Below are 16,876 nucleotides of genomic sequence, written 5' to 3'. Positions count from 1 at the left end.
ACCGCGGCGCGGCGGGGCGCGGCCTCACCCGTCGGTCAGCACGGCCACGCCCCGGGCCGCCAGCGTGACCCGGTCGACGGCGGCGGACCGCGTGCCGTCCGCCGCCGGCGCCTCGCGCATCGGCTCCGGCAGCCCCACCTCCACGGCGGCCGCGCCGTGGTTGAGCAGGAACAGATACCGTCCGCCGGCGCCCTCGCGGACGGTGGCCTGGACGCCGGCCGGCAGCCCCGGCACCACGGGCGCCGCACCCGCCTCCCGGCGGACGTCGTCCAGCAGCGCCCGCATCAGCGCCGGTTCGGGCCGGGTGCCGAGGTACCAGACGGTGCCCCGCCCGTAGGCGTGCCGGGTCAGCGCGGGCCGCCCGGCGAGGTCCCCGTCCGTGAAGCGGGCGAGCGCCTCGGCCCCTTCGAGGTCGATGGCCTCCGACCACAGGTCGGCCCGCCCCGCGTAGGCCCCTCCCCCGACCCCCACCGTACGGCCCTCGTCCAGCGGCCAGAACTCCTCCACCCGCAGCCCCAGCAGCTCCCGCAGCGGCGCCGGAGCGGCGCCGGGGTGCACCCGGTCGTGCTCGTCGACGATCCCGGAGAAGAACGACACCACCAGCCGGCCGCCGCCCTGCACATAGGCCGTCAGCCGCTCGGCGTCGCGGGCGGTCAGCAGATACAGATTGGGCACCACGACCAGCCGGTAGCCGGACAGCTCCCGCTGCGGCGGCACCACGTCGCAGACCACGCCCGCCTCGAACAGCGGCCGGTAGTGCTCCAGCGCGATCCGGGAGTGCTCCAGCGCGGTCGACGGCTTGGAGTCCAGCTCCAGCGCCCACCAGCTGTGCCAGTCCGCCAGCAGCGCCACCTCGGCCCGCGACCGGGTCCCCTCGATGCCCGGAAGCGACGCCAACTCCCGTCCCAGCTCCGTCACTTCGCGAAAGATCCGGGTGTCGGTCCCGCCGTGCGGCAGCATCGCCGAGTGGAACTTCTCCGCGCCGCCCAGGGACTGCCGCCACTGGAAGAACAGCACCGCGTCCGCGCCCTGGGCGACGGCCTGCCAGCTCCACAGCCGCATCGCGCCGGGCGGCTTGGGGCCGTTGCGGGGCCGCCAGTTGACCGCGCTCGGCGCCTGTTCGAGCAGCAGCCAGGGCTGCCCGGAGCGCGCCGAGCGCATCAGGTCGAAGACGTAGCCGGCCCGGATGTGGTCGTCGTCGGCGTAGGGGTCCTGGTAGAAGTCCAGTGCCATCGCGTCCATGTGCGCCGACCAGGCGAACGCGTCGACCGGCTTGTGCTGCGGCATCAGGTTGGTGGTGACCGGGACCTCGGGCGTCAGCCGGTCCAGCACCGCCTTCTCGGCGAGGTAGCAGGCGCGCAGCGCCTCGTCGCCGAAGCGCAGATAGTCCAGCTGCTGCGCGGGGTTGGGGAAGGTGGGCGCGGTGCGGGGCGGCAGCACCTCGTCGAAGTCGCCGTACCCCTGCGACCAGAAGGCCGTCGACCAGGCGGCGTTGAGCGCCTCGATGCTCCCGTAGCGCTCGCGCAGCCAGCGCCGGAAGTCGTCGGCGGACACCGCGCAGTAGCACTGGCGGGTGTGGCAGCCGTATTCGTTGCCGATGTGCCACATGGCGAGCGCGGGGTGGTCGGCGTAGCGGGTGGCGAGCCGCTCGACGAGGCGTACGGCATGTGCGCGGTAGACGGGGCTGGAGGGGCAGTAGTGCTGCCGGCCGCCGGGCCAGCGGCGCTGCCCGTCGGGGCCCTCGGGCAGGATCTCGGGGTGCGCGTGGGAGAGCCAGGGCGGCGGTGAGGCGGTCATCGTCGCCAGGCAGACGTCGATACCGGCGCCGGCCAGGTTGTCCATGACCCGGTCGAACCACCCGAAGTCCCACTGCCCGGGCCGGGGTTCGACCCTCGCCCAGGAGAAGATCCCGGCGGTGACCATGGTGACGTGGGCCGCCTTCATCAGCTTCAGATCCTCGGCCCACACCTCCTCGGGCCACTGCTCGGGGTTGTAGTCGCCGCCGAATCGGATGCCCATGGATCCCCCTACGGATCGAAGCTCGGACGGGCCGTCGCGGGCCGCCGTCGGCGGACCCCGCTCATGACGAGTTCTTGTACACGCTCCAGCCGCCGTCGACGACGAGGCTCGCGCCGGTGACGAAGGACGCCTCGTCGGAGAGCAGGAAGGCGATGGCGGCGGCGACCTCCTCGGGCCGCCCCAGCCGCCGCGCCGCCGTCTCCGCGGCGCTGGCCTGCCGCTGCTCCTCGTCGATGCCGTCCCAGGCCGCGGTCAGCACCGGGCCCGGCAGCACGCTGTTGACCCGCACCCGCGGCCCGTACTCGACCGCCAACTGCCGCCCCAGTCCGGTCAGCCCGGCCTTGGCCGCCGCGTACGCGGGCCGCCCCGGCAGGCCCACCAGCGCGTGCACGGACGAGGTCAGCACCACCGCGCCATGGCGTTCGCTCAGGTCCTCAAGGGTGGCGCGGACGCCGAGGAAGGAGCCGGTCAGGTTCACCGCGAGCTGGCGGTCCCAGTCCGCGAGCGAGGTGGCGTCGGCGGCCGCCAGATGGGGCAGGAAGGCGTTGCTGACCAGTCCGTCGACCGGTCCGTAGCGCTGCCGTGCGGCCTTCGCGGCCCGCCGCCAGTGGTCCTCGTCCGCCACATCGCAGTGCTCGTACGAGGCCCGGCCGCCGGCCGCCCTGATGCGCCGTGCGAGGTGCTCGCCGCGGGCGTCGTCGATGTCCAGCAGCAGTACGCCGGCGCCCTCGGCGGCCAGCCGGTGGGCGGTGGCCGCCCCGATCCCGGCGGCGGCCCCGGTCACCAGGACCGTACGGCCCTCGAACCGCCTGCCGTACGGGCCGTTCGGCGGGTGGGGTGGTCGCTGCTGGCTCATGGCGCGATCCAAGTGCACAAGGCGAGCGGGGGGCAAGGGGACGTGGTATCAGAGGGGCGCACGCCAATTCGAGGGGCGCGCGTTACATGCTTGCGCGCCGTCAAATATGGCGCGCGGCAATCCCTCGCGCGCCGTCGTGGATCTCTCCCGGGGGTGCGTGCATCCGGTTCTGCCACCTCGGACGCTAGCGCCCGCGCCGTATGCCCGGGAGCGCGCGCCCCTCACCCACCTCGGAAAGTTGGCGGACCTCCGGCCCGGAAGGCTGCCGGGCGCCACCGCCCACCGCTCCTTGCCCGCCCCGCGCGCCGCCGCGCGCTACCCGGGGGTGTTGTCGAACGGACCCGTCAACCGCCTTAGCAGTCCGGCCAGTTCGCCGCGCTGCTGGCGGGAGAGTTCGGCGAGAATCGCACGCTCCTGGACCAGCAGTCCGGCCAGCGACTGGTCGGCCTTGTCGCGGCCCTCGGCGGTCAGCCTGACCAGCACTCCCCGTCGGTCGCTGGGGTCCGGCAGCCGCTCGACGAGGTCCTTCTTGGCCAGCCGGTCGATGCGGTTGGTCATCGTCCCGGACGTGACCAGTGTCTGCGTCAGCAGCGCGCCGGGGGAGAGCTGATACGGCGCCCCGGCCCGGCGCAGCGCGGTCAGCACGTCGAACTCCCAGGGCTCCAGCCCCACCTCGGCGAACGCCATGCGGCGGGCCCGGTCGAGGTGTCTGGCCAGCCGGGAGACGCGGCTGAGGACCTCGAGCGGTTCCACGTCGAGGTCCGGGCGCTCACGGCGCCATGCAGCGACCAGTCGGTCGACCTCGTCCTCCATGACGATCAGTGTAGAGGGTCTGTCGACATGAAGTCTCTTGACGTCAAGATATATTTCGCTGGACTATGGGGCATCGTCGGCGGGAGCTCGGTTTCCAGCCGAGACGGCCCGAACCAGACCGTGCCAGCTTCGAGTCAGCCCTGCACCAGCAAAGGGGTTCAGAACATGCACGACGCGCCCACCTGGGATCCGCAGCAATATCTCCGCCACTCCGGGCACCGTACCCGCCCCTTCCACGACCTGCTCGCGCGGATCCCGGAACTCCCCCGGCAGGGACGCCCCGCCCGGATCGCCGACCTGGGCTGCGGACCGGGCAACGTCACCGTCCAGCTCGCCACCCGCTGGACCGACGCGCATATCACCGGATACGACAACTCCCCGGAGATGCTCAAGGAAGCCGAGAACCACGCCGGCCCCACCCCGGGCGGCGGCCACCTCGACTTCGCGCCCGCCGACGCCGCCGACTGGGCTCCCGACGAGCCCTACGACCTGATCGTCTCCAACGCGGCACTGCAGTGGGTCCCCAACCACCCGGACTCCTTCGCCCGCTGGGTCGACGCCCTCACCCCCGGCGGCACCTTCGCCTTCCAGGTCCCCGGCAACTTCACCTCGCCCAGCCACGCCCTGCTCGGCGAACTGTGCGACAGCCCCCAGTGGCGCGAGCGCCTCACCACCCACGGCCGGCGCTTCGTCCACATCCTGGAGCCCGCCGAATACCTCGAACGCCTCACCGACCTCGGCTGCACCGCCGATGTGTGGGAGACGACCTACGTCCAGCTCCTGGAAGGCGACGACCCGGTCCTCGACTGGGTCAAGGGCACCGCCCTGCGCCCCGTCCTGACGGAACTGGAGGACGACCCGCTCGCCCGCGAGGCGTTCCTCACCGAATACCGCGACGCCCTCCGCAAGGCCTACCCCACGGGCCGGCACGGCACGGTCTTCCCGTTCCGCCGCATCTTCGCCGTCGCCCAGAAGTCGACCGGCTGACCCCCCGCCCCTCCCACGCCCCGACCTCAGTTCTTGCGATGCCCTATCAAGCGCGGCTTCGCCTCCAGGTTGCCCAGGCCGTGCCAGGCCAGGTTCACCAGGTGGGCCGCCACCTCGGCCTTCTTCGGTTTGCGGGTGTCCACCCACCACTGGCCGGTCAGGGCGACCATGCCGACCAGCGCCTGGGCGTAGAGCGGGGCCAGCTTCGGATCAAAGCCGCGGGCCTTGAACTCCAGGCCCAGGATGTCCTCGACCTGGGTGGCGATATCGCTGATCAGGGAGGCGAACGTACCCGTGGACTGGGCGACGGGGGAGTCGCGGACCAGGATGCGGAAGCCGTCGGTGAAGGTCTCGATGTAGTCCAGGAGCGCGAACGCCGCCTGTTCGAGGAGTTCGCGGGGGTGGCCGGCGGTCAGGGCGCCGGTCACCATGTCCAGCAGCTGGCGCATCTCGCGGTCCACGACCACCGCGTACAGCCCCTCCTTGCCGCCGAAGTGCTCATAGACCACCGGCTTGGAGACCCCGGCCTTGGCCGCGATCTCCTCGACCGACGTGCCCTCGAAGCCGCGCTCGGCGAAGAGTGTGCGACCGATGTCCAGCAGCTGCTGCCGGCGCTCCGCACCGGTCATCCGTACCCTGCGGGCGCGCCGGGTGCTCGCAGACGCGGAAGGCTTGCCCTTGTTGCTGCTCGTACTGCTGCTGTTGTCGATCGCCACCCGTCAATCATGCCTTCCTCGGCTACCGCGGGGAGGTACCCCCGGCGGCCGTCTCCTTGCGCCGTGCGTCGATGCGGGAGGCGTCGGGCCACCGCACGTCGTACGCCCAGCCCGCCTTCTCGAACCAGCGGATCAGCCGGGCGCTGGAGTCCAGCTGCCCGCGCAGCACACCGTGCCGGGCGCAGGTGGGGTCCGCGTGGTGCAGGTTGTGCCAGGACTCGCCGCAGGACAGCACCGCCAGCCACCAGACGTTGCCGGACTTGTCGCGGGACTTGAAGGGGCGCTTGCCCACGGCGTGGCAGATGGAGTTGATCGACCACGTCACGTGGTGCAGCAGCGCCACCCGCACCAGCGAGCCCCAGAAGAACGCGGTCAGCGCGCCCTGCCAGGACCAGGTCACCAGACCGCCGACCAGCGGCGGGATCAGCAGCGACACCGTCGTCCACACCACGAACTGGCGGGAGATCGTCCGGATCGCATCGTCCTTGATCAGGTCCGGTGCGTACTTGTGCTGCGGGGTCTGCTCCTCGTCGAACATCCAGCCGATGTGGGCCCACCACAGGCCCTTCATCAGTGCGGGCACCGTCTCGCCGAAGCGCCACGGCGAGTGCGGGTCGCCCTCGGCGTCGGAGAACTTGTGGTGCTTGCGGTGATCGGCCACCCAGCGCACCAGCGGCCCCTCCACCGCCAGCGAACCCATGATCGCCAGGGCGATCCGCAGGGGGCGCTTCGCCTTGAAAGCGCCATGCGTGAAGTAGCGGTGGAAGCCGATCGTGATGCCGTGGCAGCCGATGTAGTACATCGCGGTCATCAGGCCCAGATCCAGCCAGCTCACCCCCCAGCCCCAGGCCAGCGGCACCGCGGCCACCAGCGCCACGAACGGGACGATGATGAAGAGCAGGAGCGTGATCTGTTCCACCGACCGGCGCTGTTCGCCACCCAGCGTCGCGGACGGCATCGGGCCACCGGCAGCCGGATCAACGGGCGAATCGGCAGGAATCGGTGATTCTTCTACGGCTTCAGGGCCAGCGGTCATGGTGTCCCTCGTCGGGGGCTCGGGGGCACGGCTACGGCTACGGGACCGTAACCTACGGTCTCGTAAGTATGGCAGCGACACCGCCACGGGCAAGGCCGTGACAGGCCTCACACCCGCACCACCCGCCACAGATGCCCACCCATCGGACGGTGTGATCCGCTGACAGCGGGCAGATCTATCCTGGGCACCGTCGGACAGCGCGGTCCGCAACCCGCCCGCATCAGACCTGCCCACCCGTCGCCCGCCACCACCCCTCCGCGAGTCGCGGCGCGACGTCCCTGAATGCCGCAAGGAGCCGCACCAGTGAGCAGTGCCGACAACACCCCCGCCGAGATCGCACCCACCGACAGCCCCGAAGCCGGCCCGAGCGACAACATCGCCCTGCGTGCCGACATCCGCCGCCTCGGTGACCTCCTCGGCGAAACCCTCGTCCGGCAGGAAGGCCCCGACCTCCTCGACCTCGTCGAGCGGGTCCGCGCCCTGACCCGCTCCGACGGCGAGGCCGCGGCCCGGCTCCTGGGCGACACCGACCTGGCCACCGCCGCCAAGCTGGTACGCGCCTTCTCGACGTACTTCCACCTCGCCAACGTCACCGAGCAGGTCCACCGCGGCCGCGAGCTGCGCACCCGGCGCGCCGCCGAGGGCGGCATCCTCGCCCGCACCGCCGACATGCTCAAGGACGCCGACCCCCAGCACCTCCGCGAGACCGCGGCCCACCTCGGCGTACGCCCCGTCTTCACCGCACACCCCACCGAGGCCGCCCGCCGCTCCGTCCTCACCAAGCTCCGCAAGGTCGCCGAACTCCTCGACCGCACCGACGCCACCGAGCGCCGCCGCGCCGACCTGCGCCTGGCCGAGAACATCGACCTCATCTGGCAGACCGACGAGCTGCGCGTCGCCCGCCCCGAGCCGACCGACGAAGCCCGCAACGCCATCTACTACCTCGACGAGCTGGGCCGCGGCGCCGTCGGCGACGTCCTCGAAGACCTCGCCGCCGAGCTGGAGCGCGCCGGCACCGAGCTGCCCCCCGGCACCCGCCCGCTCACCTTCGGCACCTGGATCGGCGGCGACCGCGACGGCAACCCCAACGTCACCCCCCAGGTCACCTGGGACGTCCTGATCCTCCAGCACGAGCACGGCATCACCGACGCCCTCGAACACGTCGACGAGCTGCGCGGCGCCCTGTCGAACTCCATCCGCAACTGCGGCGCCACCGACGAACTGCTGGCCTCCCTCCAGCACGACCTCGAACTCCTCCCCGAGATCAGCCCCCGCTACAAGCGCCTGAACTCCGAGGAGCCCTACCGCCTCAAGGCCACCTGCATCCGGCAGAAGCTCGTCAACACCCGCGACCGCCTCGCCGGCGACACCCCCCACGTCCCCGGCCGCGACTACCTCGGCACCGCCGAACTCCTCGACGACCTCACGCTCATCCAGACCTCGCTGCGCGCACACCGCGGCGGCCTGGTCGCCGACGGCCGGCTCGAACGCACCCTGCGCACCATCGGCGCCTTCGGCCTGCAGCTTGCCACCATGGACGTCCGCGAGCACGCCGACGCCCACCACCACGCCCTCGGCCAGCTCTTCGACCGCCTCGGCGAGGAGTCCTGGCGCTACGTGGACATGCCGCGCGACTACCGCCGCAAGCTCCTCGCCAAGGAACTGCGCTCCCGCCGCCCCCTGGCCCCCACCCCGGCCCCCCTCGACGAGGCCGGCGCCAAGACCCTCGGCGTCTTCCGCACCATCCTCAAGGCCAAGAAGACCTTCGGCCCCGAGGTCGTCGAGTCCTACATCATCTCCATGTGCCAGGGCTCCGACGACGTCTTCGCCGCCGCCGTCCTCGCCCGCGAAGCCGGGTTGATCGACCTGCACGCCGGCTGGGCCAAGATCGGCATCGTCCCGCTGCTGGAGACCACCGACGAGCTCAAGATCGCCGACCAGCTGCTCGACGAAATGCTCGCCGACCCCTCCTACCGCCGCCTGGTCGCCCTCAACGGCGACGTCCAGGAAGTCATGCTCGGCTACTCGGACTCCTCCAAGTTCGGCGGCATCACCACCTCCCAGTGGGAGATCCACCGCGCCCAGCGCCTGCTGCGCGACGTCGCCCACCGCCACGGCGTACGACTGCGCCTCTTCCACGGCCGCGGCGGCACCGTCGGCCGCGGCGGCGGCCCCTCCCACGACGCGATCCTCGCCCAGCCCTACGGCACCCTCGAAGGCGAGATCAAGGTCACCGAACAGGGCGAGGTCATCTCCGACAAGTACCTGGTGCCGTCCCTGGCCAGGGAAAACCTGGAACTGACCGTCGCCGCCACCCTCCAGGCCTCCGCCCTGCACACCGCACCCCGCCAGTCCGACGAGGCCCTCGCCCGCTGGGACGCCGCCATGGAGACCGTCTCCGAGGCCGCCCACGGCGCCTACCGCCGCCTCGTCGAGGACCCCGACCTCCCCGCGTACTTCTTCGCCTCCACCCCCGTCGACCAGCTCGCCGAGCTGCACCTGGGCTCCCGCCCCTCGCGCCGCCCCGACTCCGGCGCCGGACTCGACGGCCTGCGTGCCATCCCGTGGGTCTTCGGCTGGACCCAGTCCCGCCAGATCGTCCCCGGCTGGTTCGGCGTCGGCACGGGCCTGAAGGCCGCCCGCGAAGCCGGCCTCGACCCCGTCGTCGACGAGATGCACGAGCACTGGCACTTCTTCCGCAACTTCCTGTCCAACGTCGAGATGACGCTGGCCAAGACCGACCTGCGGATCGCCCAGCACTACGTCGACACCCTCGTCCCCGACGAGCTCAAGCACGTCTTCGACGTCATCAAGGCCGAGCACGAACTCACCGTCGCCGAGGTCCTGCGCATCACCGGAGAGAACGAACTCCTCGACTCCAACCCGGTCCTGAAGCAGACCTTCCACATCCGCGACGCCTACCTCGACCCGATCTCCTACCTCCAGGTCTCCCTGCTGCACCGCCAGCGCACCGCCGCCGAACGCGGCGACGAAGCCGACCCCGTGCTGGCCCGCGCACTGCTGCTCACCGTCAACGGCGTCGCCGCCGGCCTGCGCAACACCGGCTGACCCACCCCGCACACACGACGGCGGCCGGCCCCTCACCCGAGGAGCCGGCCGCCGCCGTCGTCACCACGTCACACGCCTACATCGCGACACGCCCTACATCGCGGCGAACGCCGCCCCCAGCAACACCGCCCCCAACAGGCCCATCACCCACGCCGTACGCCGCATCCGCATCCCCCCGGCCACCACCAGCGCCGCCAGCAGCAACGACCCCGCGAACGGCACCCAGGCATGCAGCACCCCCGCCGTCCCCGACCGCACCGCATGCGACGACCCCGGCTTCAGCACCACCTCGACCCGCTCGCCCTTGTCCGGCGCCGCCGCCTCGGCGATCGACACCTTCCGCGGCCCTTGGCCCTCCTCCGGCACGAACGGACCCGTGCACCGCTCACCCGCACACGACGCCACCGTCATCGAACCGCGCTCCCGCCCCTTGGCGAGCATCGCGTACTGCGCCGTGCTCCACGACGTCCACACCCCCGCCACCAGCAGGAGCAAAGCCAACAGGCCCATCACCCCCGTCCGGGCGACGAGCAGCGCCCCATAGGCACTCTCACCGGCCCGCCGGGAACGGCTTCGTTTGACCGAACTCGTGCGCGTACTGCTTCTGGGCATGGCGGCGATCCTTGGCCATCCACCAGCGCCCGGTCAACCTCGGGCAACAGTTCGTCAGCCCCTGACCCGCACTGTCCCCTTCACGTGTTGTACGTGCTCTGTGCCCGTTCCAACCCCTCCACGATCAATGTCTCCACCGCATCCGCCGCACGATCCACGAAGTAATCCAGCTCCCGGCGCTCCGCCGAACCGAAATCCTTCAACACGAAATCCGCCACCTGCATACGACCCGGCGGACGCCCGATCCCGAAACGCACCCGGTGGTACTCCGCACCCAGCGACTTCGTGATCGACTTCAGACCGTTGTGACCGTTGTCACCGCCGCCCAACTTCAGCCGCAGCGCACCGTAATCGATATCCAACTCATCATGAACCGCCACGATGTTGGCCACCGGGACCTTGTAGAAGTCCCGCAACGCCGTCGTCGGCCCACCCGACAGATTCATGAACGACAACGGCTTGGCCACCACCACCCGGCGACTGCCAGGCCCCGGCGGACCGATCCGCCCCTCCACCACCTGCGCCCGCGCCTTGTGCGCCTTGAAACGCCCACCCATACGCTCGGCCAGGAGATCGGCCACCATGAAACCGACATTGTGCCGGTTGCCGGCGTAGTCGGGACCGGGATTACCCAGCCCCACCACCAGCCAGGGGCTGACTGCATCCGTCATCTGCACGCTCCTTCAACAGCGCGACCGTCGCCCCACGCCAACAGCGCGGGACGACGGTCACAAAGACGAACCCCGAGGCACACGGCGAGCGCCGCCCACCCCGGAAGAGGATCAGGCCTCGGCGCCCTCGGCACCCTCACCCGCGGTGGCCTCCTCGGCCGGAGCCTCGGCCTGCGCCGCCACGACCTGCAGCACCACGGCGTCGTCCTCGACGGCCAGCGAGACACCCGACGGCAGGGTGATGTCCTTGGCCTGCACCGACGAACCGGCGTTCAGACCCGCGATGGAGACCGTGACCGACTCCGGGATGTGGGTGGCCTCGGCCTCGACCGGCAGGGTGTTCAGCACGTGCTCGAGCAGGTTGCCGCCCGCGGCCAGCTCGCCCTCGGTCTGGATGGGCAGCTCGACGGTGACCTTCTCGCCCTTCTTCACGGCCAGGAAGTCCACGTGCACCAGGAAGCGGCGGATCGCCTCACGCTGCACGGCCTTGGGGATGACCAGCTCGCTCTTGCCGTCGAACTCCAGACGCAGCAGCGCGTTCGGGGTCTTCAGGGCCATCATCAGCGCGTGGCTGTCCACGGCGACGTGCTTCGGCTCGGCACCGTGACCGTAGATGACGCCGGGAACCTTGTTCTCGCGACGGGTCTGGCGGGCAGCGCCCTTGCCGAAGTTGGTGCGTACCTCAGCGGTGAGCTTGATCTCGGCCATAACAGCACTCCTCGTATCGCAGAAAAATCTGGTGGGCGTCACCCGGCCCACGACAGACCTGCTACGAAGAGCGCGTCGATAACGGACAGCCACCACAAAAGGGCGGCCTCCCTCGCCGAGCAACTCCATGAGTCTACCCGGCCGGAAGGCCGCCCCAAAGTCGATCAATCAGAGCGAGAGATCGCTCACTGCTCGTCGAACAGACTCGTCACCGAGCCGTCCTCGAAGACCTCACGCAGCGCCCGCGCGATCGTCGGCGCCATCGACAGCACCGTGATCTTGTCCAGCTCCAGCTCGGACGGCGTCGGCAGCGTGTTGGTGAACACGAACTCGCTCACCTTCGAGTTCTTCAACCGGTCCGCCGCCGGACCCGACAGCACACCGTGCGTCGCGGTCACGATGACATCCGCCGCACCATTGGCGAACAGCGCGTCGGCCGCGGCGCAGATCGTGCCACCGGTGTCGATCATGTCGTCGACCAGGACACACACCCGGCCCTCCACATCACCGACGACCTCATGGACCGTGACCTGATTCGCCACGTCCTTGTCCCGGCGCTTGTGGACGATGGCCAACGGAGCACCCAGCCGGTCGCACCAGCGGTCCGCGACCCGCACCCGGCCCGCGTCCGGAGAGACGACCGTGAGCTTGTCGCGATCCACCTTCGCGCCCACATAGTCCGCGAGAACCGGCAGCGCGAAAAGGTGATCCACCGGGCCGTCGAAGAAGCCCATGATCTGGTCCGTGTGCAGATCCACCGTCACCACACGGTCCGCACCCGCGGTCTTCATCAAATCCGCGATCAGCCGCGCCGAAATCGGCTCACGGCCACGGTGCTTCTTGTCCTGACGCGCATAGCCATAGAACGGCACGACCACCGTGATGCTCCGAGCGGAAGCCCGCTTCAACGCATCAATCATGATCAGCTGCTCCATGATCCACTTATTGATCGGAGCCGTGTGGCTCTGAATCAAGAAGCAGTCCGCACCACGCGCGGACTCCTGATAGCGGACATAGATCTCACCGTTGGCGAAGTCGAAAGCCTTCGTCGGGACCAGGCCGACACCCAGCTGATGCGCGACCTCCTCCGCCAGTTCGGGGTGGGCGCGGCCGGAGAAGAGCATCAGCTTCTTCTCGCCGGTCGTCTTGATCCCGGTCACAGCAAATCTCCTCGAATCACAGTTTGCGTGCGCTCATCACGGTACGCCCCGCACGGCGCACCTTTTGCACGATCACTACTCGCCCTCGGGCTCCCGGCGAGCAGCCGAAGCGGCCTGCGCGGCGGCGCTTCCGGGCCGCTTGCGCGCGACCCAACCCTCGATATTCCGCTGCTGGCCACGCGCGACCGCCAGCGAACCCGGGGGCACATCCTTGGTGATGACCGAGCCGGCCGCCGTATAGGCGCCGTCCCCGATCGTGACAGGAGCCACAAACATGTTGTCCGACCCGGTCCGGCAATGCGAACCGACGGTCGTGTGGTGCTTGGCCTCACCGTCATAATTCACGAACACACTCGCCGCGCCAATATTGGTGAACTCACCAATCGTCGCGTCCCCCACATACGACAGATGCGGAACCTTCGTGCCCTCGCCGATCGACGCGTTCTTCATCTCCACATACGCGCCGGCCTTCGACTTCGGACCGAGATCCGTCCCCGGACGCAGATACGTATAGGGGCCGACATTCGCCCCCGCGCCGATACGCGCGCCCTGCGCGACCGTGAACGACACCACGGCACCCGCACCGACCGCCGTATCCGTCAGCCGCGAATGCGGACCCACCTCGGCGCCGGAGGCGACACTCGTCGCCCCCAGCAGCTGCGTCCCCGGGTGGATCGTCGCGTCCTGCTCGAACACGACCGACACGTCGATGAACGTCGAGGCCGGGTCGACGACCGTCACACCGGCCAGCATCGCCCGCTCCAGCAACCGCTCGTTCAGCAGTCGACGAGCCTCGGCCAGCTGCACCCGGTTGTTGATCCCGAGGATCTCGCGGTGATCGCCGGCCACGGCCGCACCCACCCGGTGCCCCGCCTCCCGCACGATCCCCAGCACATCGGTGAGGTACTCCTCGCCCTGGCTGTTGTCCGTACGCACCTTGCCCAGTGCGTCGACCAGCAGCCGGGCGTCGAAGGCGAAGACCCCGGAGTTGATCTCCCGGATCGCCCGCTGGGCGTCGCTCGCGTCCTTGTGCTCCACGATCGCCGTCACCGCGCCGGTGTCCGCGTCACGGACGATCCGGCCGTAGCCGGTCGCATCCGGCACCTCGGCGGAGAGCACGGTCACGGCGTTCTTGTCGGCGGCATGGGTGTCGCCGAGCCGCCGGAGGGTCTCGCCGGTCAGCAGCGGGGTGTCGCCGCAGACCACGATCACGGTGCCGTCGAGAGTGACACCGCTGCCGCTCAGCTCCTCCAGCGCCGTGCGGACGGCGTGGCCGGTGCCCTTCTGCTCGTGCTGCACGGCGGTGCGCACGTCCGGATCGATCCCGGCGAGGTGCGCCTGCACCTGCTCACGGGCGTGGCCGACGACCACGACGAGGTTCTGGGGGTCCAGCTCGCGGGAGGCGGCGACGACATGCCCGACGAGGGAGCGGCCGCAGAGTGTGTGCAGGACCTTTGGGGTCGCCGACTTCATGCGGGTTCCCTCACCCGCTGCGAGAACGACGACGGCTGCCGGGCGGTTGGCGCTCACGGGGATGCCCTTCGGCTTCTTGGCTACTTCGGGTGGTGGTCATCCGAAGGATACCGGGGCGTATTGCGGCCGAAACGACAGCGGGTCCTGATCTTGCGATCAGGACCCGAACTTTTGCGGCTCCCCCGAGAGGACTCGAACCTCTAATGGTCGGACCAAAACCGACAGTGTTGCCAATTACACCACGGGGGACCATGAAGCAGCCCAAACCGGACATTCTGTCAGGCTGACCGCTTGGCACCCAACACTATGCCGTACCACCAGCCTTCGATGCGACGGTATAGCTCTGCACTTTGTAGCACCCTGATCACCAGGCAGCCGTGGTACTCCTCCCCGACGTTCTTCCGCACGGTCTTGGGGTTGTGTTTCTTGAGTGTCGTCTTGCATAGGGCGGAGACGTCAACGCCGACCAGGTCCGCCCAGTGGCGCTCGGAGGCCGCCACGTCGGCGGACTCGTGGATCATCACGGCGAAGCGCAGGTGCTCGCGCTCGACGCCCAGCAGTTTCAGCCATGCCAGGTAGACCTCGATCATGTCGGGGTCGCTATTGATGAAGATGACGCGCTCGCTCCTGCGGTGGGGCTTGCTCTTGCTGCCCTCCGACCAGTAGAGGCCGACGCCGATCAGGAACAGGTCCCGCTCGGTGAGGTCGCCGATCTGGTTGATCGCCTCCGCCCTGGTCTCCTCGATCTGCCGATCCCGCGCCTCGCGGTACGGCGCCCACCGCGCCTCGCGCATCTGGTGCATCGCCTCCGGGGATTTCCTCGGCTTGGGCAGGTCGCGTACCCAGAGGGAGACCGAGCTCTTGGCTACTCCCAGCTCGGCCACGATCTCGTCGTAGGTCCGCCCCTGTTTGCGCAGCTCGCGGGCCCTCTCGCGCAGCTGGTCCTTGGCGTTGGGGCGCTTGGTCCACTCCGGAGGCGGTTCGCCCTCCAGGAGGTAGGTCAGAGTGGCGTCGGTCAGTGACACGCCCAGCCGGTCGCGGATCTGGCGGCGGCTGAGGCCGGCGCGGCGGAGGGCGACGGCTTGGGGGCGTAACGCCTCGTAGTCGGGGTGGTCCCGATGGGTGTTCGGCATGGGAACAGGGTGTCGCTCTCCCGCGCGCGAAAGGGTCGAAAATGTGGGCGATTCAACACTTCGGGGGATAACCCGCGGTAACGGCTGGTAATGGGCCAGAACCGTGCTCGGGAACTCGGCGGGGGAACCGGCGCGGGCGCCCGTACGCTGGTCGGTATGACCGCGACGGGGGCAAGTGAAAGCGTGGGCGCGCGGGGTGCGCCGGTGACGGGGCCGTGGTGGTGGGCCCGGCGGCGCAGTGCCGTGCTGGACGTGTTGCTGGCGGTGGCCTCGGGCCTTGAGTGCATGTTCGAGGGCGTGCGGTTTGCGCAGGAGGCGCAGCTGCCGGAGTTGCTCGGGCTGTTCTTCGGCCTGGTGGCGGGGCCGGTGCTGCTGGTGCGCCGGCGGTGGCCGGTGGCGGTGGTGCTGGTTTCGATAGCGGTGATGCCTGCGGAGATGGGCGGGCTGCTGAGTGTGGTGGGGCTCTACACGCTCGCCGCGTCGGAGGTGCCGCGTCGGATCACCGCGTTGCTGGCGGGGATGACCGTGGCGGGGACGTTGGTGACGACGTTCCTCAGCATGCGGCAGGACATCGCGGCGCAGGAGGACTTCAATCCGCCGGTGTGGTTCGTACCGGCGATGTCGCTGGCGGTGGGGCTGGTGCTGACGGCGCCGCCGGTGCTGTGGGGGCTGTACGTCGGGGCGCGGCGCCGACTGGTGGAGAGCCTGCGGGAGCGGGCGGACGGTCTGGAGCGGGAGCTGTCGCTGCTGGCGGACCGGGCCGAGGAGCGGGCGGAGTGGGCCCGTAACGAGGAGCGGACGCGGATCGCGCGGGAGATGCACGACGTGGTGGCGCATCGGGTGAGTCTGATGGTGGTGCATGCGGCCGCGTTGCAGGCGGTGGCGTTGAAGGATCCGGAGAAGGCGTCGAAGAACGCGGGCCTGGTGGGCGACATGGGGCGGCAGGCGCTGACGGAGCTGCGGGAGATGCTGGGGGTGCTGCGGACGGCCGAGGGTTCGGCGGTGCGTGGCGCTGCGGGGTCGGATGCGCCGGAGCGGTTGGCGGCGGTGGCTTCGCGGGCGCGGCTGAAGGCGGAGCCGGAAGCGGCGGAGTCGGGGGCCGGGGCGCGGGTGGCGGCTCCGGTGCGGCCTGTGGGGTCGGCGGCGGCGCCGGTGTCCGGGGCGGAGGTGGACCCCGAGGGGCCGTGCCTGGCCGATCTGGGGGTTTTGGTGGGGGAGTCCCGGGCGGCCGGGATGGCGGTGGAGTTGTCGGTGGAGGGGGCCGGCGAGGGGGAGTCGGCTTCTGGGCGCCGGTATGGGGCGGGGGTGGAGCAGACGGTGTACCGGGTGGTGCAGGAAGCCCTGACGAATGTGCACAAGCACGCTCCGGGTGCGCGGGCGCGGGTGCGGCTGGCGCATCGGGAGGGCGAGCTGGCGGTGCAGGTGGAGAACGGGCCGAGCGAGGGCGGTGCGGCGGACGCGGGTCTGCCGAGCGGCGGCAACGGCCTGGTGGGGATGCGGGAGCGGGTGACGGCGCTGGGGGGCGTGTTCGTCTCGGGTCCGACGGAGGCGGGTGGCTTCCGGGTGTCGGCGGTGGTGCCCGCTCCGGTGCCGGCCGGGTGAGTCTTCGTGCGCTCCGGTTGC

The 16,876-nt window shown here is 70.3% G+C and carries 14 protein-coding genes and 1 tRNA gene; 3 read left to right on the top strand and 12 right to left on the bottom strand.

All coding sequences use genetic code 11. From position 1 onward, the window contains the following. Positions 1-24 precede the first annotated feature (24 nt). The 3 genes from WAB15_RS17380 to WAB15_RS17370 all read right to left on the bottom strand — a co-directional run bounded on the left by WAB15_RS17380 (position 25) and on the right by WAB15_RS17370 (position 3,688). Positions 25-2,019 (bottom strand): beta-galactosidase, encoded by a 1,995-nt coding sequence (locus WAB15_RS17380; RefSeq protein WP_407286808.1) that lies wholly within the window; start codon positions 2,017-2,019, stop codon positions 25-27. Between the two features lie 61 nt (positions 2,020-2,080). Beyond that, positions 2,081-2,875 (bottom strand): SDR family NAD(P)-dependent oxidoreductase, encoded by a 795-nt coding sequence (locus tag WAB15_RS17375; protein WP_407286807.1) that lies wholly within the window; start codon positions 2,873-2,875, stop codon positions 2,081-2,083. A gap of 315 nt (positions 2,876-3,190) precedes the next feature. Continuing rightward, positions 3,191-3,688 carry a MarR family winged helix-turn-helix transcriptional regulator gene (locus WAB15_RS17370; RefSeq protein WP_393487760.1) on the bottom strand — a complete coding sequence of 166 codons (498 nt, stop codon included), beginning with the start codon at positions 3,686-3,688 and terminating at the stop codon, positions 3,191-3,193. 165 nt (positions 3,689-3,853) lie between these two features. Here WAB15_RS17370 and WAB15_RS17365 point away from each other — a divergent pair, with 165 nt between their 5' ends. After that, positions 3,854-4,675, top strand: coding sequence for a trans-aconitate 2-methyltransferase (locus WAB15_RS17365; RefSeq protein WP_399149800.1), 822 nt, complete (start codon positions 3,854-3,856; stop codon positions 4,673-4,675). 26 nt (positions 4,676-4,701) lie between these two features. Here WAB15_RS17365 and WAB15_RS17360 read toward each other — a convergent pair whose 3' ends face one another. Together WAB15_RS17360 and WAB15_RS17355 are read right to left on the bottom strand one after the other, a co-directional pair. Continuing rightward, on the bottom strand, positions 4,702-5,304 hold the full coding sequence (locus WAB15_RS17360; RefSeq protein ID WP_384440393.1) for a TetR family transcriptional regulator: 603 nt from the start codon (positions 5,302-5,304) through the stop codon (positions 4,702-4,704). A gap of 109 nt (positions 5,305-5,413) precedes the next feature. Next, a complete protein-coding gene (locus tag WAB15_RS17355; RefSeq protein WP_399149799.1) occupies positions 5,414-6,427 on the bottom strand; it encodes an acyl-CoA desaturase in 1,014 nt (337 codons plus the stop codon). A 303-nt stretch (positions 6,428-6,730) separates the two neighbouring features. On the opposite strand from WAB15_RS17355, the gene ppc reads away from it, so the two are divergent. Then, positions 6,731-9,496, top strand: coding sequence for a phosphoenolpyruvate carboxylase (gene ppc / locus WAB15_RS17350; protein ID WP_399149798.1), 2,766 nt, complete (start codon positions 6,731-6,733; stop codon positions 9,494-9,496). Between the two features lie 93 nt (positions 9,497-9,589). Here ppc and WAB15_RS17345 read toward each other — a convergent pair whose 3' ends face one another. The 7 genes from WAB15_RS17345 to WAB15_RS17315 form a co-directional block, all read right to left on the bottom strand. After that, on the bottom strand, positions 9,590-10,108 hold the full coding sequence (locus WAB15_RS17345) for a hypothetical protein (protein WP_399149797.1): 519 nt from the start codon (positions 10,106-10,108) through the stop codon (positions 9,590-9,592). Between the two features lie 80 nt (positions 10,109-10,188). Beyond that, positions 10,189-10,779, bottom strand: coding sequence for an aminoacyl-tRNA hydrolase (gene pth, locus WAB15_RS17340; protein WP_407286806.1), 591 nt, complete (start codon positions 10,777-10,779; stop codon positions 10,189-10,191). Between the two features lie 111 nt (positions 10,780-10,890). Beyond that, positions 10,891-11,487: a 50S ribosomal protein L25/general stress protein Ctc gene (locus WAB15_RS17335; RefSeq protein ID WP_407286805.1), complete on the bottom strand. Its 597-nt coding sequence runs from the start codon at positions 11,485-11,487 to the stop codon at positions 10,891-10,893. A 185-nt stretch (positions 11,488-11,672) separates the two neighbouring features. After that, positions 11,673-12,647: a ribose-phosphate diphosphokinase gene (locus WAB15_RS17330; RefSeq protein WP_384440305.1), complete on the bottom strand. Its 975-nt coding sequence runs from the start codon at positions 12,645-12,647 to the stop codon at positions 11,673-11,675. 75 nt (positions 12,648-12,722) lie between these two features. Next, the gene (gene glmU, locus WAB15_RS17325; RefSeq protein ID WP_407286804.1) at positions 12,723-14,177 is read right to left on the bottom strand and encodes a bifunctional UDP-N-acetylglucosamine diphosphorylase/glucosamine-1-phosphate N-acetyltransferase GlmU; all 1,455 of its coding nucleotides are present in this window, start codon (positions 14,175-14,177) and stop codon (positions 12,723-12,725) included. Between the two features lie 120 nt (positions 14,178-14,297). Beyond that, positions 14,298-14,369: transfer RNA gene (locus WAB15_RS17320), tRNA-Gln, on the bottom strand. A gap of 29 nt (positions 14,370-14,398) precedes the next feature. Then, complete coding sequence (locus tag WAB15_RS17315) at positions 14,399-15,253, bottom strand: hypothetical protein (protein WP_407286803.1); 855 nt, start codon at positions 15,251-15,253, stop codon at positions 14,399-14,401. Between the two features lie 156 nt (positions 15,254-15,409). Between WAB15_RS17315 and WAB15_RS17310 the strand changes: the two genes are divergently transcribed. After that, positions 15,410-16,855: a sensor histidine kinase gene (locus tag WAB15_RS17310; protein WP_407286802.1), complete on the top strand. Its 1,446-nt coding sequence runs from the start codon at positions 15,410-15,412 to the stop codon at positions 16,853-16,855. Positions 16,856-16,876 lie beyond the last annotated feature (21 nt).

The organism is Streptomyces sirii (assembly GCF_045690365.1).
GTDB classification, from domain to species: Bacteria; Actinomycetota; Actinomycetes; order Streptomycetales; family Streptomycetaceae; genus Streptomyces; species Streptomyces sirii.
This window is presented reverse-complemented; position numbering and strand designations above follow the sequence as displayed.